Origin of the sequence: Nocardia sp. NPDC058497 (assembly GCF_042720195.1) — a bacterium.
Lineage (GTDB): Bacteria > Actinomycetota > Actinomycetes > Mycobacteriales > Mycobacteriaceae > Nocardia.
The window spans coordinates 6,269-27,254 of sequence record NZ_JBHXMY010000014.1; the positions used below are offsets into that span (position 1 = coordinate 6,269).

Sequence of the window (20,986 nt, forward strand, 5' to 3'; positions counted from 1 at the left end):
GGCCGGTTGATCGCGGGGGCGGTACTGATGGCGCTGGTACTGGTCGCCGGGACGGCTGTCCGGGTGTGGCAGGTCGCGCGGATCGACGACTACACCAACGCCGACGCGATCGTGGTGCTCGGCGCCGCGCAGTACTCGGGCACGCCGTCGTCGGTGTTCGAGGCGCGGCTGTACCAGGCGTGGCGGCTCTACGAGGCGGGCGTGGCGCCGCGGGTGATCACCGTCGGCGGCAAGCAGGAGGGCGACCTCTACACCGAGGCCGCCTCGGGCAAGTGGTACCTCGAGGACAAGGGCGTGCCGAGCGAGGACATCCTCGCGGTGGAGACCGGATCGGACACCCTGCGCAGCGTCGAAGCGGTGGCGACCGAGATGCAGGCGCGGGGATTGTCATCGGCCGTACTCGTCAGCGATCCGTGGCATTCACTGCGGACCAGGACGATGGCTCGCGACGCCGGACTGGCCGCGTGGACCGCGCCGACCCGCACCGGACCGGCGGTCTACACCAGGGAGTCGCAGTTCCACGGCATCGCCCGCGAGACCGGCGCGCTGCTCTGGTACCAGCTCACCCATTTCTCGGCAGACTTCTCTTACACGGCGGGACAGTGAGATTCGATGACCGACAGCTACATCCCGCACGACCGGGAACGGATGGTCCACGAGCCGGGCAAGACCGCCTGGCCGGGCGCCGCGGGCAAGGGCCACCGCAGTGAGTTCTCCCGCGACCGGGCCCGCGTCCTGCATTCCGCGGCCCTGCGCCGCCTCGCCGACAAGACCCAGGTCATGGGCCCGCGCGAGGGCGACACCCCGCGCACCCGCCTCACCCATTCGCTCGAGGTCGCCCAGATCGGCCGCAGCATCGCCGACGGTCTCGGCGCCGACCCGGACCTCGTCGACCTGGCCGGCCTCGCCCACGACATCGGCCACCCGCCCTACGGCCACAACGGCGAACGCGCCCTCGACGAATTCGCCGACGAATACGGCGGTTTCGAGGGCAACGCGCAGAACCTGCGCATCCTGACCCGCCTCGAACCGAAGGTCCTCGACCCGGCGGGGGAGAGCGCCGGGCTCAACCTGACACGCGCAGCCTTGGACGCGACGCTCAAATACCCCTGGGGCAGAAGCGGTTCCGGCACCAAGTTCGGCGCCTACGAGGACGACCTCGAACGCCTGGCCTGGGTCCGCAAGGACGCGCCCGACCGCAAACAGAGCCTGGAATGCCAGATCATGGACTGGTCCGACGACGTCGCCTACTCGGTGCACGACGTGGAGGACGGCGTGATCGTCGGCCGGATCGACCTGCGCGCCCTGGCCGACCCGAGCGAACAGGCCGCCCTCGCCGAGCAGGGCCACGGCCAGCACCCCGACCAGTCGATCGACGCGCTCGCCGCCGCCGCCCAGCGCCTGTCCGAACTCGACGTGGTGGCCGACGCGGTGAACTACGACGGCACCTTCGCCGCCTCGGTCGCGTTGAAGCGGCTCACCAGCGAGCTGGTCGGCCGGTTCGCGACGGCCGCGATCGCCGCCACCCAGGATCACCACGGACCCGGCCCGCTGACGCGCTACGAGTCCGATCTGATCGTGCCGCCGATCGTGGCCGCCGAGGTGGCCGTCCTCAAGACGGTCGCCCTGCGCTACGTGCGCTCCGACCGCGGCCACCTGGCCCGCCAGCAGACCCAGCGCGAGCGGGTGCAGGCCGTCGCCGACCGCCTGCTCACCACCGCGCCCGCCCACCTCGACGACCAGATGCTGCCCTGGTGGAACGCCGCCACCGACGACACCGCCCGCGTGCGCGTGGTGATCGACCAGATCGCCTCCTACACCGAGAGCCGCTTCGAGCGCGTCGCCGCCTCGCTGGACTGCCGCTGAGCCGACCCGACTAGACTCACTCACTGTGGCCGGACGAATCCCAGATCGCGATATCGCGGCGATCCGTGAACGTGTCCGGATCGAAGATGTAGTGGGCGAGTACGTCGCGCTCAAGCGCGCCGGCGCCGACTCGATCAAGGGCCTGTGCCCGTTCCACGACGAGAAGTCGCCCTCGTTCCACGTGCGGCCCAACCACGGCCTGTTCCACTGCTTCGGCTGTGGCGAGGGCGGTGACGTCTACAAGTTCCTGCAGCAGATCGAGCACATCGGTTTCGTCGAGGCCGTCGAGCAGATGGCCGACCGCATCGGCTACCAGATCAACTACGAGGGCGGCGGCACCTCGGTCCAGCGCGACCGCGGCACCCGCTCCCGGCTGGTCGCCGCCAATGCCGCCGCGCACGAGTTCTACGTGGCGCAGCTGCGCGAACCCGAAGCCGAGACGGCCCGCAAGTACCTGACCGACCGCAACTTCGACGGCGCCGCCGCCCAGCAGTTCGGCTGCGGCTACGCGCCCGGCGGCTGGGACGTGCTCACCAAACACCTGCAGCGCAAGGGTTTCGAGTTCAAGGAGCTGGAAGCGGCCGGGCTGTCCAAGCAGGGCAAGCGCGGGCCGATCGACCGGTTCCATCGTCGGCTGCTGTGGCCGATCCGCAACCTTGGTGGTGAGGTGATCGGGTTCGGCGCGCGCAAGCTCTTCGACGACGACACCATGCCCGGCAAGTATGTGAACACGCCGGAGACGTTGCTGTACAAGAAGTCTCAGGTGCTGTTCGGGCTCGACCACGCCAAGCGCGAGATCTCCAGGGGCCACCAGGCCGTCGTCGTCGAGGGCTACACCGACGTGATGGCCATGCACCTGGCCGGGGTGAAGACCGCCGTCGCCTCCTGCGGCACCGCCTTCGGCGAGGAGCACCTGCAGGTGCTGCGCAGGCTGCTGATGGACGACAACTTCTGGCGCGGCGAGATCATCTACACCTTCGACGGTGACGCGGCCGGTCAGGCCGCCGCCTTGAAAGCCTTCAGCGGTGATCAGAGACTCGCGGGCCAGACCTACATCGCCGTCGCTCCCGACGGTCAGGACCCGTGCGAGCTCCGTCAGCACTCCGGCGACTCCGCCGTCCGCGATCTGGTCGCGCGCCGAACCCCGCTCTACGAGTTCGTGATTCGCGGTCTGCTGGCCGAACACAACCTCGACGACGTCGAGGGCCGTGTCGAGGCATTGCGCCGCACGGTGCCCGTGGTGGCCCAGATCAAGGACAACGCGACCCGCAAGGGGTACGCCACCAAACTGGCAGGCTGGGTCGGCTGGGACGACATCCAGCTCGTCGTGCGCCGGGTGGGCGAGGAAGCCAAGAAGAACCGGATGGGCGCCACGCCTGCTACCGGAAAGTCCGGTGCCGCGGCGATTCCCGCGCCCCGCGTCGAGGAGAGCTCCTCGGTCCGGCCAGCCCCGAACGACCCGGTGCTGTTCGCCCAGCGCCAATCCCTCAGTGCCGCACTGCAATACCCCGGTATCGCGGGCGCGTCCTTCGACGCGATCGACACCGCCGCGTTCACCCACCCCGCCTACATCACGATGCGGATCATGATCGCGAAGGCGGGTGGCACCGCTGCCGGGCTCAGCGGCGCCGAATGGGTGGCCGCCGTCTCCGACCACACCGACGACCTGATGATCCGCGCCCTGGTCTCCGAACTGGCCAACGAGCAGCTGCCGGTGCGCTCCCAGAACGACATCCCGCGCTTCATCACCGGCATCCTCGCGCGCACCCAGGAAGCCTGGGTGGGCCGTCAGATCGCCGAGCTGAAATCGAAGCTGCAGCGACTGTCGGCCAGCGAGGAGCCCGACACCTACATGGCCCTGTTCGGCGATCTGGTGGCGCTGGAGCAGTACCGCAAGAGCCTCGCCGCCCAGGCGATGGGCAACGAGGGCTACGCGGCGGGCGCCTGAGTCAGCGGCGCAGCTGGTTGTTGCGCAGCTGGTCGTGCGGGATCAGCACCGTGGTGCGCTCGTCGATCGGCTCCATAGGCTCCAGCTTCGGCTGCGTGCTCAACTTGTCCGACAGCTTCTGCCGGCCCACCGACACCAGCTTCTTCGTCACCGGACTCCCCGTGACCGCCCGCGTCGCCGCACTGATCTGCTCGTAGCGCGCGCGCCCGGCCTTGGTGCCCAGCACATATCCGGCCGCTACGCCGATGATCAACCGCAGCATCTCCTGGAGCTCCTCCCACGTCTGTGTGCGGGCTCCATCCTGCCCCAGCCGCCCCACCCGTGTCGATCCGGCCACCCGTTGACGACACATCGTTATACGCCGCATGTCCGCAGGTAGCGGCCCGATTTGGGAACCTGCGATGCCATGCGCTAAAGTTTCATCTCGGTCAGCCCGCCAAGGCAGACCGCCTGAGTCTAACGGCTCAGGGCAATCCCCTATAGCTCAATTGGCAGAGCAGCCGACTGTTAATCGGCAGGTTTCTGGTTCGAGTCCAGATGGGGGAGCAGTAGAAGAGGTTCTCACCTACGAACGTTCGCGCGGGTGAGAGCCTCTTTTTTGTTGTGGCCGTGGCTGTTTCGGCATGTCAAGTTGTACGGAAAAGTGGTACAGTACAAGTATCTCGTACAAGGATGGGAATCCGATGACAGATACCGTGTCCGCCAGCGAAGCGCGGAACAAGCTGTTCCCGCTCATCGAAGAGGTCAACAACGACCGCACCGCGATCCACATCACCAGCAAGAAGGGCAACGCCGTCCTGCTGAGTGAGGACGAATTCAACTCGATGCAGGAAACGCTGTACCTGCTGCGTTCCCCTGCCAACGCGGCCAGGTTGGCGCAGGGTATCGCGCAAGCGGAGTCGGGGGATGTTGTGGAGTTCCAGCCCGAAGGGGACCGATGAGAGTCGTCTTCGTCAAGGTTGCTTGGGAAGATTACACACATTGGGTCAGTACCGACCGAAAGGTCGCAATCCGCATCAATCGCCTGATCGACGACATCGCCCGCGATCCCTTCAACGGCCTCGGCAAGCCTGAGCCGCTGCGAGGCGACAAGTCGGGTTATTGGTCACGTCGCATAGACAGTGAACACAGGCTGGTCTATTCGGTCTCGGGGGAGACTGTCACGGTCGTGCAGGCTAGGTACCACTACTGAACTCCCGATCACCGTGCTGGCGCAGGGTTACCGCGCTGCGTGATCAGGGCGCCATCGCCTGACCGCCGCGGACCGCACGGTGACGTGCTCGCGCCGGTGCACTACGCTCGCGGGCACGAACTAGAACAGGTTCTCGGGGTGGGGAGTGTGCGATGCGGGCAATGGAGATCGCGACATTGCGGGCGGCGGTAGTCGGTGCGGTGTTTGCGCTGGTAGCGGCGTGCGCGGGTTGGGCTATGGCAGTGCCGCTGCCGGAACAGGATTCGTTCTACGCCGAGCCTGTCGGTCTCGCGGACCTACCCAACGGGACGGTGCTCGCGTCCCGGGCGATCGAACCGGAGTCGTTCCTGCAGCCGCTGCCCGCGGACGCGTGGCAGGTGCAGTACAAGACGATCGACAATCATGGGACACCCCGCGCCTACATCGCGACAGTTCTCGTACCGCAGGGAGAATGGACTAGAGACGGTCCGCGTCCGCTCCTGTCGTACCAGGTCGCCGAAGACGGTGTCGGCGCGAAATGCGCACCCTCCTACGCGCTGCGCGGTGGGATCGACGGCGTCCCGAGCAACGCGTATTCCGAGACCGGCATGATTCGGATTGCACTGCAACAAGGTTGGGCCCTGGTCGTACCGGACTATCAGGGGCCTGACTCCGATTTGTTCGGTGCCGACGGGTATGTCCACGGCGTGCTGGACGGTATTCGCGCTGCCAGAGCGTTCGCGCCGGCGGCTGTCGACCCCGCGGCGCCGATCGGCATGTGGGGATACTCCGGCGGGGCGCAGGCCACCGCTATCGCCGCGCAAGCGCACAGCACCTACGCCCCGGATCTTCCATTGACAGGTGTGGCACTGGTGACAGGTGTGGCACTGGGCGGGGTGGTCGCTGACCTGGAGGCCACCATGTCCGGTTTCAGCGGTGGAGTCGCCGGTGGGGGCGCTGTGGTCGGCCTGGTGGGGTTGAACCGGTCCTATCCGGAAGCCGATGTGGCTCAGTACCTCAACGAATCCGGCCGCAGGATGTTGGCCGCAAGCCAGGCCGATTGCCTGCTCGACGCCGCTCTCGCGTATCCCTTCTCGATGCGGCGGCGCTGGAAGCCTGGCCTGGATCGATCACGAACAACACCGAATCGAGCGAGGTGGTGCGGATGGCCAGTCCTTTGTTCCGCCCGGGCGCACCCGGCGTGCCCGTGCTGGTCTACCACGCGGTCGCTGACGAATTCGCGCCCGTAGACGCGGCGCGGGCGCTGGCCGGAAAATACTGCGCCGCTGGGATTCCGGTGCAGCGAGTCGAGCATTCGTTCGGCGAGCACGGCACCGAAGCCATGGTGGGACTACCGACGGCCCTGACCTATCTGGCCGACCGATTCGCCGCGAAGCCGGCGGCAAGCACCTGCTGAACGGCGACAGGACTCGCTGTGCAAGCTCCTGACGGGGCGGAAACTCCGATCCGACGTGGGCGCCGAGGGTTGTCAGCGTCGCTCGGGGGATGATGGTGCCGGGTGTGGTGGTGTCCTCCTGACCCACCGACCGAGGAGGCGTGGTCCGGCTCGATAGGTGCAGACATGAGCTACAGTTCCGACTCCGGGAATGGGTTCGGGCGACCGACGGCGGGAATCGAATTCGGCGCCGTGGCTGCTTTCGCCGCCGCGTGGGAAGCCGATGTCCAGCCGCCGCTCATCGCCGACTACCTGCCGGGCGCACGCCTGGATGCGCTGATCGAACTGATCCGGATCGACCTGCGGCATCGGTGGCTGCGCCGACCGGCCGCGACCCGCCCCGACGAACCCGCCGCGGCCACACCCAGGCCCAAGCGGCTGCGCGAATACTGTTCCGAATTTCCCGAGCTGACGCGGGATCGAATTCCGGCCGGTCTGGTGTACGACGAGTTCGTGATCCGCCGCCACAGCGGCGAACGCGTGGATCCGGGTGAATATCTGCGGGAGTACCCCGAGCAGGCGGTGCAGCTGCGCGAGCTGCTCAACGCCGACGACGAGGACCACAGCACCCGGCGCGGCGACCCGGAACTTACCGCCGCGACCTCTGTCGATTCGATCACCTCGCCGGGGGATGCGACCCGCACTGCCGCCGACCCCCGCACCGCCCACGGCACGACCGGGACCCAGGCCACCGGCCTGGACCGTATCGTGATCGGCGATCGCATCGATGATTTCGACCTGCTCACGGCGCTGGGCAGCGGTGCGTTCGCGCGGGTGTTCCTGGCCCGGCAGCGCTCGATGCAGCGGCTGGTCGCGGTGAAGATCTCCGCCGACCGCGGCACCGAACCGCAGACCCTGGCCCAGCTCGACCACGACTACATCGTGCGAGTCTTCGATCAGCGGCTGCTGGACGAGCCCGACCTGGACAGGGAGCCCGGTGAGCGTCGGCTGCGGCTGCTGTATATGCAATTCCTGCCCGGTGGCACCCTGCTGGGCGTGTTACATCGGGTGCGGGCCACCCCACCGGACCAGCGCAGCGGACAGCTGCTGCTGGACGCGGTCGACGCCGCGATGGCGGAGAAGGCCGAGATCCGGCCGACCGATTCCACCGTGCGCGCGGAGATCGCGAGGTTGTCTTGGCCGGAAACCGTTGCCTGGCTCGGGCGCAGGCTAGCCGAGGCGCTGGCCTACGCGGACGCGCACGGCGTGCTGCACCGTGACGTCAAACCGGCCAATGTGCTGCTCACCGCGGAGGCCGTGCCGAAGCTCGCCGATTTCAACGTCAGTTTCAGCCGCGACCTCGACGAGGCCAACCCGGTCGCCTACTTCGGCGGCACACTGTCGTACATGGCGCCCGAACAGCTGGAGGTGTGCCACCCCGGCTACTGCCGGTCCGTCGACGATCTCGACACCCGCGCGGACATCTATTCGCTCGGTGTTGTGCTGTGGGAACTTCTCACCGGCGCCAAGCCATTCGACGACACCACCACGGGTGAACACAGCGATGCCGCCACGCTGGCGGACATGGTGCAGCGCCGTCGCGCCGGGGTGGATCCGGGCGCGCTGGAGCGGATTCCGCCCGACTGCCCGGCGGGGCTGCGCCGGGTGCTGCTGATGTGCCTGGCGCCCGAGCGTGACCGGCGGTGGGCTGGTGGTGCTGAACTGGCCCAGCAGCTGGAAGTGTGCCTGGACGAGCGCGCCCGCGACCTGGTCGACCCGCCGCCGTCCAGCTGGCGGCTACGACTGCGGCCGTGGCTGATACCGGTGGTGTTTCTGGCCGTGGGCGTCCCGAACGCGCTCGCATCGGCGTACAACATCGAATACAACCGGACGTTGCTCGTCGAACGGCTGAGCCTTCCGGCGCAGCACATGTGGTGGATCGCCGCAGCCCTGACGAACGCGGTGTTCTACCCGTTGGGCATCGCACTGATGCTGTACATGTCGCGGTATCTGCTCATCGCCTCGCGCGGCCTGCGCCTAGGCCGGGAATACGACCCATGGGTGCTGGCCCGGGCACGATCGGATGCCCTGTTGTTCGGCGATCGTGCTGTGCTGGTGGTGTGTTCGCTGTGGGGCCTGTCGACGATCATTTTCCCGCTCGCGATGCACTTCACGACCAAAGAGCTCACCGGACAGGAGATCCTGCATGTCCTGGGCGGAGTGCTGGTCTGCGGTGCGATGGCGGTGGCCTACCCGTCCTTCCTGTTGACGTTCTACATGGTGCGCTGTATCTATCCGGTGTTCCTCCCGCACGGCGACATCACGGCGGTCGATGCGCTGCACCTGCGCCGACTCGGCCGCCGCTGCACCGTGTATCTCGCGGTGGCGGCGGCGGTGCCGCTGCTGGCGATTGCCGGGGTGACCTTGCTTCCGTCGGACGACATTCCGTTGGTGCTCCTGGCCGTGCGGGTGCTGTGCGTCGGCGCGACCATTGCCTTCATCGTCGTCTACGTGCTGTTCCGGGCGATCGAGGCCGATCTGAGGGCGCTGCGACGTGTTGTGGATCCGGTCGGCGGACAGCGGGAGCCGAACGCTGCCAGTCGACTGTGAGCGCACACGTGATGCGCGGCGCACCAGTGCTCAATCTGCTTGGAAGCTACTTGCCAGCCTCGGTGAGGTCCACGACAGCCGCGCCGGCAGCATTGCTCTGCACCGACGCGATCCCCTTACTTGCCTGCCATGACCACCTCGTTCCACACCATCGGGAAACGCGTATCTGACAAGGTTGAACGCCGCAGATTCGTGCCCTCGGCGGGCGCGTCGAGGATGGGATGTTCCCCGTCTGATGCGCGCCGAGCCGAGCAGGTCGAGACGGAGCGGGTACTGACCGCATGGCGCGTCATCATCGCGGTACCCGTTCAACGGTGCCCGGGCACGAGCCGAGCGCGAGACGTGGGTCGGTGCGATAGCGTCCCACCGCGTGGACGGAAGCCGTCGAGGGCGATGCCCTACTGTGTCGGCAAGGCTGGATGTCCTCCTGCGCTCGGGCGGGGGTCAGTGCGGTTTCCCCACGCGCACAAGCGATTCGAACAGCCGGACGTGACGAGTCCGGCGTGACCAGCGTGTCGACAACCTCCTGTCTAGGTCGGCCCGTAGCCGGGCTGCCCGCCTGGCCGACGTGCGCGGTCCAGCACCGCATCGGGGGCGAATTCCTTGGTGCGCGGCACATTTCGAGACACTAGGGCTATTGCGACCGATCGGTCAAGTATGCAACACTAGCGATCCGCCCCGGGAGCATGGACCCCGGAGGGCTTCGCTGCGGCGATGCCCTCCGGCGGCGTTGCGAAGGGGGCATGGACCCCTGATCGCGGCTCGATCGGACCTGCCGCTGGTCCCTCGGTCGGGGTTGCCGGCGTGGTGCTACTGGACGGTTGACAAGCTCGAGATCGTGCAAATACTGTTCGGTAACCATGAATCCTGTGCTGTCGTACGAGAATCCGAGAGGGATCATTGTGTCAAACCACGTCCCCGTAGCGTAGGTAGTGCGGACGCACCTTGTTCGGGTACTACTCCCTCTTACGCGCGCCTCGATCGCCTGGCACGCTCCCGTAGCGCTTCGGTTTTCAGCGTCGCTCGCTGATCAATTGCTCTACTGAGCCCGGCGGCGCTGCTCGGTCCAGTCTTGAGCCTGGCCTGCACATCGCCGTGGGCATTGTGCTGTGGCCTCGACCGCGTCGAAATCCGTTATGGCTAATCAAGAATCGTCTGTTCAGAAATCGAATTTATGGTGACGGGGGGTCACAGCGTGCACTGAGGAAGGATGTTCAGAGGTGACCCGATCGGCCTTTGCTGTCGCTATCGTTGGCATGTCCTGCAGAATGCCGGGCGCGGCCGATCTCGACAGTTTCTGGCAGCTGCTCAGGGAGGGGCGCGCTGCGATCGGCGCAGCGCCGCCGGCCCGGGAGCACATCACCGAGCGGGCCGGATTCGTCGACACCGCAGGGCAGTTCGACGCGGACTTCTTCGGTGTCTCGCCCAACGAGGCGCGGTCCATCGATCCGCAGCAGCTGCTGGCGCTGGAGTTGAGCTGGGAGGCGCTGGAGGACGCGGGCCTGGCGCAGACTGCCCGCGATGCCCGGCGGTGTGGGGTGTTCCTCGGCTGCACCGGTGGCGATTTCGCCGAAATCATTGCCTCCCAAGGCGGCCCGGGCGTCAGTCGCCACTCGCTGTGGGGTGTCGGACGCGGCATCATCGCCAACCGGGTCTCGAACTATTTCGGTTTCGGCGGCCCGAGCATCGTCATCGATAGCGCCCAGGCATCTTCGCTGGTCGCGGTGCATCTCGCCTGTGAGAGCCTGCGCAGCGGCGAGAGCGACGTGGCCATGGCCGGCGGGCTGAACCTGATTCTGTCGCCGACGAGTGGTGAGCGTATCGAGCAGTTCGGCGCGCAGTCGGCGCTCGGCGCGTGCCACACCTTCGATGCGCGGGCCGACGGGTTCGTGCGCGGCGAGGGTGGCGGCGTGGTGGTGCTCAAACCACTGGCGCGGGCGCTCGCCGACGGCGACCGGATCCATGCCGTCATCCGCGGCAGCGCGGTCAACACCGGCAACGAACGCCGAGTGCTGAGCGCCCCGAGCCGGGACGCCCAGGCAGCGGCGATCCGTGACGCTCTGACCGCGGCAGGTGTCGAGGCGCCGTCGGTGCAGTACGTCGAATTGCACGGCACCGGGACACCCGCCGGTGATCCGGTGGAGGCCGCCGCGCTCGGCGAAACCTACGGCATGCGCCGGGACGCGCCGCTGGCTGTCGGATCGGTCAAGACGAATATCGGGCATCTGGAAGGCGCTTGCGGTATCGCGGGCCTGATCAAGACCGTGCTCTCGCTGAGTCACCGGGAACTGGTGGCCAGCCTGAACTTCGAGACACCGAATCCGCGAATTCCGCTCGAGGACCTGGGTCTACGGGTAGTGACGGGTTCAGAGCACTGGCCCGCGGCCGATGTGCGCAGGGCCGGTGTGTCGTCGTTCGGTATGGGGGGATCGAATGCCCACGTGATCGTGGAGGAGGCGCCCGCCGTCTCGTCCACCACGTCCACGGGCGACGGCGCGGGCGGTGCGGTGCCGTGGGTGGTGTCGGCCCGCAGCGAGGGTGGCGTGCGTGCGCAAGCGGCTCGGTTACGAGAGTGGCTGCTGCGTCGTCCGGAGCTGGATGTGGTCGATGTGGCGCATTCTCTGCTGACCACCAGAGCCCACATGGAGTGGCGCGGCGGTGTCGTCGGGCGGGATCGAGCGGAGTTGCTGGCCGGCTTGGCGGCCCTTGCCGACCCGACCGCGCCCGCCGTGGCCGTCGAGCCGGCCACCGCGCGGGCTGAGCAGCGGCGGATCGCGTTCGTCTTCCCGGGGCAGGGCAGCCAGTGGGAGGGCATGGCGCTGGGGCTGTTGGATTCCGGCGGGGTGTTCGCGGAGTCGATCGCGGAATGCGAAGCGGCGCTCGCGCCGCACGTGGACTGGTCGCTGACGGCGGTGCTGCGCCGCGAAGATACCGCGCCCTCGCTGGATCGCGTGGATGTCGTGCAGCCGGTGCTGTTCGCGGTGATGGTCTCACTGGCCCGGATGTGGCGGGCGGCCGGGGTGCGGCCGGACGTGGTGATCGGCCACTCCCAGGGCGAGATCGCCGCCGCCTGCGTTGCCGGTGGACTGTCGCTGTCCGATGCGGCGCGTGTGGTGGCTCTGCGGTCGCGGGCGGTCGCCGATGAGCTGGCCGGACAGGGCGGTATGGCCTCGATCGGACTCGGCGCCGATGCGGTCCGGGAACGATTGTCGGCGTTTGGGGATCGGCTGTCGTTGGCGGCGGTGAATGGACCGGCGCAGAGCGTGATAGCCGGTGATGTCGCGGCGATGGAGGCGTTTCTCGCCGACTGTGCCCGAGATGGCGTGTGGGCCCGCCGGATTCCGGTCGATTACGCGTCGCATTCGAAGGTGGTCGAGCGGCTGCGTGATCGGCTGCTCGGGGAACTGGCGCCGATCCGCCCACAATCCGGTTCGGTGCCGTTCTTCTCCACCGTCTTCGCCGACCGGCTGGATACGGCGAAACTGGATGCCGAATACTGGTATCGGTCGTTGCGGGAGCCGGTTCGATTCGCCGATGCTGTCACGGCGCTGATCGGGGAAGGCGTCACCGGATTCATCGAGGCGAGTCCGCATCCGGTGCTCACGATGGGTATCGGCGTCACCGCCGAGGCGGCCGGTGCGGCCGATGGGGTATCTGTTGTCGGGTCGTTGCGGCGGGGTGCGGGCGGCCGGGAACAGTTCATGGCGTCGCTGGCACAGGCCCATTGCGCCGGTGTGCAGGTGGATCCGCACGCGTTGGTCTCCGGTGGGACGCGAGTCGACCTGCCGCCATACGTGTTTCAGCGTCGTAATTTCTTGCCTGGTGTGTCGGTCACTTCCGGTGTTGTCGTTGCCGCGGCCGAGAACCATGTTTCCGAGGGCGGAATTTCCGAGGGCGGCGAGCAGACCGGAACTTGGGACAACGGCCCGTTGGCACTCGAACTACTGGCAGTCCCCGAATATCAGCGCGACACAGTCGTTCTCGATATCGTGCGCGAGCATGTCGCTGCCGTACTAGGCCACGAGTCGGCCCGATCAATTCACCCCGACCTGCCGTTCACCGAGCTCGGGTTCGACTCCGTCAGTGGCGTGGAGTTGCAGAACCGGCTGATGCGGGCCACCGGTGTGCCGCTGCCGAAGACGCTCATCTTCGACCACCCGACCGCGACCGCGGTCGCGGCGCTGCTGGGGGCGAGGGCCACGGGGACCGACCGTGGGCAGCGGCGGGTATCGCGGCGGATGACTTCGGACGAACCGATCGCGATCGTCGGCATGAGCGCCCGATTCCCGGGCGGTGTGCGGTCCGCCGAGGATCTGTGGGACCTGGTGGCCGCGGGCCGCGATGTGATCGGCGAATTCCCGACCGACCGCGGCTGGGACCTGAACCGGCTGTTCGACCCGGACCCCGACAAACCGGGCAAGGTCTACTCGCGCCATGGCGGATTCCTCGGCACCGCAGGCGATTTCGATCCGAGCTTCTTCGGCATCAGCCCTCGGGAAGCGCTGGCGATGGATCCGCAGCAGCGGCTGTTGCTCGAAACGGCATGGGAAGCCCTGGAGGACGCGGGCATCGACCCGACGTCGTTGCGGGGCAGTGATACCGGCGTCTTCGCCGGTGCCTGCTCGTCGGGATACTCCGGCCGGGTGACCGGTGACCTGGAGGGATTCCGGCTGACCGGCACGTCGCACAGCGTCATCTCGGGTCGTGTCGCCTACGTGTTCGGCCTGGAAGGTCCGGCGGTCACGGTGGATACGGCGTGCTCGTCGTCGCTGGTGGCGTTGCACCTGGCGTGTCAGGCGCTGCGCCAGGGCGACAGCTCGCTCGTTCTCGCCGGTGGTGTGACCGTCGCGGCGAGTCCGTATCTCTACGTGGACTTCTCCCGGCAGCGCGGCCTGGCACCGGACGGTCGTTGCAAGGCGTTCTCGGCGGCCGCCGACGGCGTGGCGTGGTCGGAGGGTTCGGGTGTTCTTGTGCTCGAACGGCTTTCGGACGCTCAGCGGCTCGGCCACAATATTCTGGCCGTCGTTCGCGGTAGTGCGGTGAACCAGGACGGCGCGAGCAACGGTCTGACCGCGCCGAACGGTCCGTCGCAGGAGCGGGTGATCGCGCAGGCCCTCGCCAGTGCGGGGATCTCGGCGGCCGATGTGGACGCCGTGGAGGCGCACGGTACCGGCACGGCTCTGGGCGATCCGATCGAGGCACAGGCTTTGATCGCTGCCTACGGACAGGATCGCGGCGATCGGGAGCCGTTGCGGTTCGGCTCGCTGAAATCGAACATCGGCCATGCCGTCGCCGCCGCGGGCGTCGCCGGTGTGATCAAGATGGTTCAGGCGATGCGGCACGAGCGGTTGCCGCGAACGTTGCACGTCGATTCGCCGTCACCGCACGTAGATTGGGCTTCGGGTGCCGTGCGTCTGCTGACTGAAGCCGAACCGTGGACCACGGCTGAGCGCGTGCGCCGGGCGGGTGTGTCGTCGTTCGGAATCAGCGGCACCAATGCGCACGTGATCCTCGAAGAAGCACCTGCCGCGCCGGTAGCGGCTGCCGAGGGCGACAGCGACGACGACGCGGGGCAGCCGTCGAGCATCACCGTGCCGCTGATCCCGTTGCTGGTGTCGGGTAAGGGCGAGGCGGGACTGCGCGCGCAGGCCGCCCGGCTGCGTGCGTGGTTGTCGGAGCGACCGGAGATCGACATCGCGGATGCGGCCCCTGCGCTGGCGACGTCACGGGCGCAGCTGGATTCGCGGAGTGTGATACTCGGTCGCGATCGCGACGAGTTGCTCGGGCAGTTGGCGAATCTCGCCGAATCGGGGACCGGCACCGGTGTCGTCGCGGGCGCCGTCGGTACGGGGAAGACGGCGTTCTTGTGCACCGGCCAGGGTGCGCAGCGGGTCGGTATGGGCGCCGGGTTGTCCGAGGCGTTCCCGGTGTTCGCCGACGCGTTGGACGCGGTGTGCGCCCAGTTCGATCCGGTGCTGGAGTGCTCGCTGAAGCAGGTCATGTTCAGCGGCGCCGTCGGCGGTACGGGTGCCACGGTGCTGGATCGGACGGAGTTCACCCAGCCCGCGCTGTTCGCCTTCGAGGTGGCGCTGTATCGCCTGCTGGAGTCGTTCGGTGTCACCCCGGACGTGTTGATCGGCCATTCGATCGGCGAAGTCGCGGCCGCCTACCTCGCGGGCCTGTGGTCGCTCGAGGATGCCTGCCGGTTGGTGGCGGCGCGCGGCCGTCTCATGGGTGCGTTGCCCGAGGGCGGCGCGATGCTGGCCGTCGCGGCGTCCGAAACCGAAGTGCACGATGTCGTCGCCAGGTATCCCGGCCGGCTGTCGGTCGCTGCGGTGAACGCGCCTGCGGCCCTGGTGATTTCGGGTGACGAGGACGCGATCGCCGAGATCGGGCCCCTGTTCGCCGAGCGCGGCGCGAAGACGTCGCGACTGCGGGTCAGCCACGCCTTCCACTCGCATCGGATCGAGCCGATGCTGGCCGAATTCGAGGCTGTCGCACAGGACTTGACGTACCACCGGCTGCGCCTGCCGGTGGTATCGAATGTGTCCGGTCAGCTGGCCGGGGACGAGATGACCGAACCCGCCTACTGGGTTCGGCAAGTGCGGGCCGCGGTGCGATTCGCGCCGGGTATCGAGACATTGCTCGCCTCGGGTGTCCGTCGATTCCTGGAAGTGGGGCCCGACGCGGTGCTGGCGGCGCTGACCCGGCAGACCCTGCCGGAGGGCGCGGAGTCGGTGGTGACCGCGGCCGCGCGGCGGGATCATGATGAGCCCCGGCAGTTCTCGACGATGCTTGCGCACGCGCACACATCCGGTGTGCGCGTGGATTGGACGCCACTGTTTCCGCGCCGGGCGATGCGACGAGTCCCTTTGCCCACGTACGCCTTCCAGCACCAGCGATTCTGGCTGCCGCCGCGTCCCGAAGCCACCGGCGACACCCTCGGCCACCCGTTGCTCACCGGTGTGGTGCCGGTGGCCGGTAAGGACGAGTTCGTCTTCACCGGCCGGTTCTCGCTGCCGACCGACCCGTGGGTCGCCGACCATATGACCTACGGCACCGTGGTACTGCCGAGCGCGACCCTCGTCGAGTTCCTGCTCGTCGCGGGCAGCAGAATCGATTGCGGCGTCGTCGAAGAGCTGACCCTGGAGGCTCCGATCCTTCCGTCGGAGGACGACGAGGTCGAACTCCAGGTGTCCGTGGGGGAGCCGGACCGGGCCGGGCGACGGCAGTTCGGTTTCTATTTCCGGAAGTCGGGTCGCCGAGCGGGCGAATGGGTGCGCAACGCCAGCGGTGTACTGGCTCCTTCCTGGGATGGCGACGACGCTCTACTGGACCGGCTGCGGGACGAGGCATGGCCGCCGGTCGACGCCGAAACTCTGGACACGGCATGGATTCCCGAGCAGATCGCCCAGGGATCCGGACTCGAATACGGTCCGGCGTTCCTTGGTGTCGACGCCGCATGGCAGCGGGGTGGGACCGTCTACTCCGAGATCACCCTGAATACCGCTGCCGCGCCCGAACCGGAGCGGTTCGATCTGCATCCGGCTCTGCTCGACCTGGTGATGCACGCCGGGCTGGCCGGACTCGTCTGGCACGATCAGGACAGCGATCCGGACACCGGCCGGTTGCTGTTCCGCTGGGGCGGGGCGCGACTACACCAGCCGCTCGTCAAGGCCACGACGCTGCGGGTCATCGCCGTGGCGACCGGCCCGGAGACGATCTCCGTCGCGACCGTCGACGATGCGGGGCGGCCCGTGGTCTCCGTCGACGCGGTCGTCATGCGGCCGTACGACGTGAAGCAGATGCGCGGCACCCTTGCCGGGGATGACGCCGACCTCTACGACGTCCAGTGGACGCCCGCGGCGGCAGCGATACCGAGTGTGCCCGCGAACCGGATGGCCGTACTCGGAACGGCGCCGGTCGCCAGCATCGACATCTGCTATCCGAACCCATCCGAACTGGCTGCGGCACCGGTGATTCCGGATATCGTGCTCTGGCAACCGGAGGTCGGCGCCGACGATCCGGCGGCCGTTCGCGGTCACCTGGAAACAGTGTTGGCGACGGTGCGGGCCTGGCTGGCCGAAGACCGTCTGGCCGACACTCGCCTGGTCGTGCTGACCACGAACGGTGCCGCGCTGACCGGCGAGGCGCCGGATCTCGCCGCGGCGGCCGTCTGGGGCCTGCTGCGCAGCGCCCACACCGAATATCCGGGCCGGTTCGTCCTCCTCGACGCCGACCCGTCGGCCGCGCCCATGGCTGACCCGACGCTGGTCGGCGCGGTGATCGCGGCGGGCGAAGAGCAGGCCGCGGTGCGCGCGGGCGCGCTGCTCGTGCCCAGACTGGCGCGAGCGCGAGCCGAGCACGATGCCGAACCGGAAAAGGCCCACCCGTCACCTTTTGGCGTCGGCACCGTACTGATCACCGGCGGTACCGGCGGCCTCGGCGCACTCGTGGCTCGTCATCTGGTCTCCGCACACGGAGTTCGCCGCCTGCTGCTGGCGTCCAGGCGAGGTGAAACTGCCGACGGTGTAGCGGATCTGGTGTCCGAGCTGTCGGAAGCAGGCGCTGTCGTCCGGGTGGCGGCCTGCGATGTCGGCGATCGCGAAGCCCTGCGTGCACTCCTGGATTCGATCGAGGCCGATCATCCGCTGACCGGTGTCGTCCATGCGGCGGGCGTCCTCGACGACGGCACCCTCGCGGGCATGACGGCCGGGCAGCTGCGGCGAGTCTTCGACTCGAAGGCCGCCGCCGCGTGGCACCTGCACGAGCTCACTCGCGACCGTGACCTGTCGGCCTTCGTGCTGTTCTCGTCCGTCGCGGCAACGATCGGGACGGCGGGCCAGGGTAACTACGCGGCGGCCAACGCGTTCCTCGACGCGCTGGCACACCGCCGGCGAGCCGCCGGGCTGCCCGCGATCGCGCTGGCCTGGGGGCCCTGGAATTCCGCCGCCGGTATGACCGGTGGCTTGGACCGCAGTGCCCTCGTCCGCTGGGAAAGGCTCGGTCTGCACCCGCTCGGCAACGACGAAGGTCTCCGCCTGTTCGACGCGGCCACCGGCCGGGCCGCCGCACACCTGGCAGCGATCGGGTTCGACCCGGCGGCGCTGCGGCGCGAAGCGCGCGAGGGTGCGGTGCCCGCGGTACTGCGCGGCTTCCTGCCCCGCACCACAGCTCCGACCGCGGCCGCGTCGAGTTCGCTGGGCACCCGGCTGAGCCGGGTACCGGAGGCTCGACGCGCCGAGGTGGTGCTGGACCTGGTCAGGGAGCACGCGGCGGCCGTGCTCGGCCACGGTTCCGCCGAGGACATCGGTCCCGACCAGCGATTCGACGCACTGGGATTCGACTCGCTCGGCGGCGTCGAATTCCGCAACCGGCTGTCCGAGGCCACCGGTGTTCAGCTGCCGTCCACCCTGGTCTTCGACCACCCCACCGCCGCGGCGGTCGCCACCCTCCTGCACGCCAAGATCGCGGGAACGGAGTCCGGTTCCAGGACTGCCCGGGTGTCGCGTCGCGGACGCGTGGACGAGCCCATCGCGATCGTCGGCATGAGCTGCCGGTTCCCCGGCGGCGTCGCAACCCCGGAGCAGCTGTGGGATCTGGTGCGGTCGGGTACCGATGCCACCACGGAATTCCCGAACGATCGCGGCTGGGATCTCGAGCAGCTGATCGACCAGGATCCGGACACACCGGGGACGGTCTACAGCCGCGGCGGCGGATTCCTCGATGACGCCGGTGACTTCGACGCCGGATTCTTCGGAATCAGCCCGCGCGAAGCCCTGGCGATGGATCCGCAGCAGCGGTTGCTGCTCGAAGCGTCCTGGGAGGCATTGGAGCACTCCGGGATCGACCCGGTCACGTTGCGCGGCAGCGATACCGGCGTCTTCGCGGGCGCGTGCGCCTCGGGGTATGTCGACCGTGTCACCGGCGACCTCGAGGGGTACCGGCTGACCGGCACCACCCACAGTGTCGTCTCCGGCCGCGTCGCCTACGTGTTCGGCCTCGAGGGACCGGCGGTCACGATCGATACCGCGTGCTCGTCGTCCCTGGTGTCCTTGCACTTGGCGTGTCAGGCATTGCGTCAGGGCGAAACGTCGCTGGCCTTGGCGGGCGGCGTCACCGTGGCGGCGACCCCGTACCTCTCCGTGGATTTCGCGCGGCAACGCGGCCTGTCGCCGGATGGCCGCTGCAAGGCGTTCTCCGCGGCGGCCGACGGTGTTGCCTTCGCCGAAGGCGTGGGCGTCCTGGTCTTGGAGCGGCTGTCGGACGCGCAGCGGCTCGGTCACGACATCCTGGCCGTCGTCCGGGGCAGCGCGGTGAATCAGGACGGTGCGAGCAATGGCCTGACAGCGCCGAACGGTCCGTCGCAGGAGCGAGTGATCGCGCAGGCTCTCGCCAATGCCGGGCTCACACCCGCCGACGTGGACGCGGTGGAAGCGCACGGGACCGGCACTCCCCTCGGTGATCCCATCGAAGCCAACGCGTTGATCGCCGCCTATGGGCAGGAGCGTGGGGACCGGGAGCCGCTGCGCATCGGATCGATCAAATCGAATATCGGGCACACCGTGGCCGCGGCCGGTGTCGGTGGCGTGATCAAGATGGTGCAGGCGCTGCGACACGAAACCCTGCCCAAGACGCTGCACGCGGACGAGCTGAGCCCGCATGTGGACTGGTCCGCGGGCGATGTCGAGCTGTTGACCGAGGCCAGGCCCTGGCCTGCCGGTGGGCGGGTCCGCCGGGCGGGTGTGTCGTCGTTCGGTGTCAGCGGCACCAACGCGCACGCGATCCTCGAGGAAGCGCCCGCCCCGCGGTCGGTCGTCTCGCGACCGGCTATCGACCATCCGCGCACGGTCGTGCCATGGCTGGTATCGGCCAAGAATGAGACCGCCCTGCGAGCACAGGCCGCGAAACTGCAGCAGTGGCTGGTCGATCACCCCGACGCCGATCCGGTGGAGGTGGCGCATCTGCTCGCCACGACACGGACGCAGCACGAGTCCCGGGCGGTGATCGTGGGCGGTGATCGCGACGGACTGCTGGCGCGGCTGGCGACGCTCGCCGCCGGATCTTCCTCGGCCGGAGTGGTTTCCGGCATGGCCGGCTCCGGGAAGACCGCCTTCCTGTTCACCGGTCAGGGCGCGCAGCGGGTCGGTATGGGCGCGGGTCTCGCCGAGGCCTTCCCAATATTCGCCGCGGTGCTGGACGAGGTGTGCGCCGAGTTCGATCCGCTGCTGGGTTGTTCGCTGAAGCAGGCGATGTTCACCGGGCACCTGATCGACGATCAGGGCGTGGCCGCGGAGACCGGGATTCTGGATCGGACACGGTTGACCCAGCCCGCGCTGTTCGCGTTCGAAGTGGCGCTGTATCGGCTGCTGGAGTCGTTCGGGATCGTCCCGGACGTGGTGATCGGGCATTCGATCGGCGAACTGGCCGCGGCGTATGTGGCCGGTGTGTGGTCACTGGAAGACGCCTGCGCGCTGGTCGCGGCGCGAGGCCGGCTGATGGAGGCGCTGCCGGAGGGCGGCGCGATGCTCGCGGTCGCCGCAACCGAGACCGAGGTCGGCGCGGCGATCGCCGGATTCGGTGATCGGGTGTCGGTGGCAGCGGTGAATGCGCCTGCGGCCGTGGTGGTGTCGGGTGACGGGGATGTCATCGGCGAGATCGATCGGCGGTTCACCGAGCAGGGGCGCAAGACGAGCCGGTTGCGGGTGTCGCATGCGTTCCATTCCCCTCGGATGGAACCGATGCTGGCCGAGTTCGAGACCGTGGTCGCGGGAGCGACTTTCCATGCGCCACGGATTCCCTTGGTGTCCACCGTTTCCGGTGAGACAGCTGGTGACGAGATCCTGGATCCGGGTTACTGGGTGTCGCAGGTGCGCGCCGCGGTGCGTTTCGCGCCCGGTGTCGAGACGCTCGTGACCACGGGCGTGCGCCGGTTCCTTGAAGTCGGACCCGACGCGGTGTTGGCGGCGATGACGCGGCACACGCTGCCCGCGGA

General features: G+C 68.3%; 10 protein-coding genes and 1 tRNA gene. 10 read left to right on the forward strand and 1 reads right to left on the reverse strand.

Annotated features, from left to right (window positions below):
* The 3 genes from ACFWPJ_RS02170 to dnaG all read left to right on the forward strand — a co-directional run.
* On the forward strand, positions 1 to 606 hold a 606-nt coding region (locus tag ACFWPJ_RS02170), incomplete at its 5' end, for a YdcF family protein (protein ID WP_378846021.1).
* Positions 607 to 612: 6 nt separating this feature from the next.
* Positions 613 to 1,866, forward strand: coding sequence for a deoxyguanosinetriphosphate triphosphohydrolase (locus ACFWPJ_RS02175; RefSeq protein ID WP_378846022.1), 1,254 nt, complete (start codon positions 613 to 615; stop codon positions 1,864 to 1,866).
* A gap of 25 nt (positions 1,867 to 1,891) precedes the next feature.
* The gene (gene dnaG, locus ACFWPJ_RS02180; RefSeq protein WP_378846024.1) at positions 1,892 to 3,814 is read left to right on the forward strand and encodes a DNA primase; all 1,923 of its coding nucleotides are present in this window, start codon (positions 1,892 to 1,894) and stop codon (positions 3,812 to 3,814) included.
* 1 nt (position 3,815) lies between these two features.
* Here dnaG and ACFWPJ_RS02185 read toward each other — a convergent pair whose 3' ends face one another.
* Positions 3,816 to 4,076: a hypothetical protein gene (locus tag ACFWPJ_RS02185; protein ID WP_189033106.1), complete on the reverse strand. Its 261-nt coding sequence runs from the start codon at positions 4,074 to 4,076 to the stop codon at positions 3,816 to 3,818.
* Between the two features lie 211 nt (positions 4,077 to 4,287).
* On the opposite strand from ACFWPJ_RS02185, the gene ACFWPJ_RS02190 reads away from it, so the two are divergent.
* From ACFWPJ_RS02190 to ACFWPJ_RS02220, 7 genes are all read left to right on the forward strand, one after another.
* Positions 4,288 to 4,360: transfer RNA gene (locus tag ACFWPJ_RS02190), tRNA-Asn, on the forward strand.
* A gap of 137 nt (positions 4,361 to 4,497) precedes the next feature.
* The gene (locus ACFWPJ_RS02195; RefSeq protein ID WP_378846026.1) at positions 4,498 to 4,755 is read left to right on the forward strand and encodes a type II toxin-antitoxin system Phd/YefM family antitoxin; all 258 of its coding nucleotides are present in this window, start codon (positions 4,498 to 4,500) and stop codon (positions 4,753 to 4,755) included.
* Positions 4,752 to 5,006 carry a Txe/YoeB family addiction module toxin gene (locus ACFWPJ_RS02200; RefSeq protein ID WP_378846028.1) on the forward strand — a complete coding sequence of 85 codons (255 nt, stop codon included), beginning with the start codon at positions 4,752 to 4,754 and terminating at the stop codon, positions 5,004 to 5,006. Before ACFWPJ_RS02195 ends, ACFWPJ_RS02200 begins: the two co-directional genes overlap by 4 nt.
* A gap of 236 nt (positions 5,007 to 5,242) precedes the next feature.
* Positions 5,243 to 6,235 carry a lipase family protein gene (locus tag ACFWPJ_RS02205; RefSeq protein WP_378846030.1) on the forward strand — a complete coding sequence of 331 codons (993 nt, stop codon included), beginning with the start codon at positions 5,243 to 5,245 and terminating at the stop codon, positions 6,233 to 6,235.
* A complete protein-coding gene (locus tag ACFWPJ_RS02210) occupies positions 6,193 to 6,402 on the forward strand; it encodes a lipase family protein (protein WP_378846032.1) in 210 nt (69 codons plus the stop codon). The genes ACFWPJ_RS02205 and ACFWPJ_RS02210 overlap by 43 nt, the downstream gene beginning before the upstream one ends.
* Before the next feature lie 165 nt (positions 6,403 to 6,567).
* On the forward strand, positions 6,568 to 8,991 hold the full coding sequence (locus ACFWPJ_RS02215; protein WP_378846034.1) for a serine/threonine-protein kinase: 2,424 nt from the start codon (positions 6,568 to 6,570) through the stop codon (positions 8,989 to 8,991).
* 1,256 nt (positions 8,992 to 10,247) lie between these two features.
* The coding region (locus ACFWPJ_RS02220) for a type I polyketide synthase (protein ID WP_378846036.1) at positions 10,248 to 20,986 on the forward strand (10,739 nt) is incomplete at its 3' end.

Excerpts from the sequence above, each read along its gene's own strand:
- ACFWPJ_RS02185 (WP_189033106.1), bottom strand. The coding sequence starts at position 4,076 with ATGCTGCGGTTGATCATCGGCGTAGCGGCCGGATATGTGCTGGGCACC.
- ACFWPJ_RS02215 (WP_378846034.1), top strand. The coding sequence starts at position 6,568 with ATGAGCTACAGTTCCGACTCCGGGAATGGGTTCGGGCGACCGACGGCG.
- ACFWPJ_RS02175 (WP_378846022.1), top strand. The coding sequence starts at position 613 with ATGACCGACAGCTACATCCCGCACGACCGGGAACGGATGGTCCACGAG.
- ACFWPJ_RS02195 (WP_378846026.1), top strand. The coding sequence starts at position 4,498 with ATGACAGATACCGTGTCCGCCAGCGAAGCGCGGAACAAGCTGTTCCCG.
- ACFWPJ_RS02205 (WP_378846030.1), top strand. The coding sequence starts at position 5,243 with ATGGCAGTGCCGCTGCCGGAACAGGATTCGTTCTACGCCGAGCCTGTC.
- ACFWPJ_RS02200 (WP_378846028.1), top strand. The coding sequence starts at position 4,752 with ATGAGAGTCGTCTTCGTCAAGGTTGCTTGGGAAGATTACACACATTGG.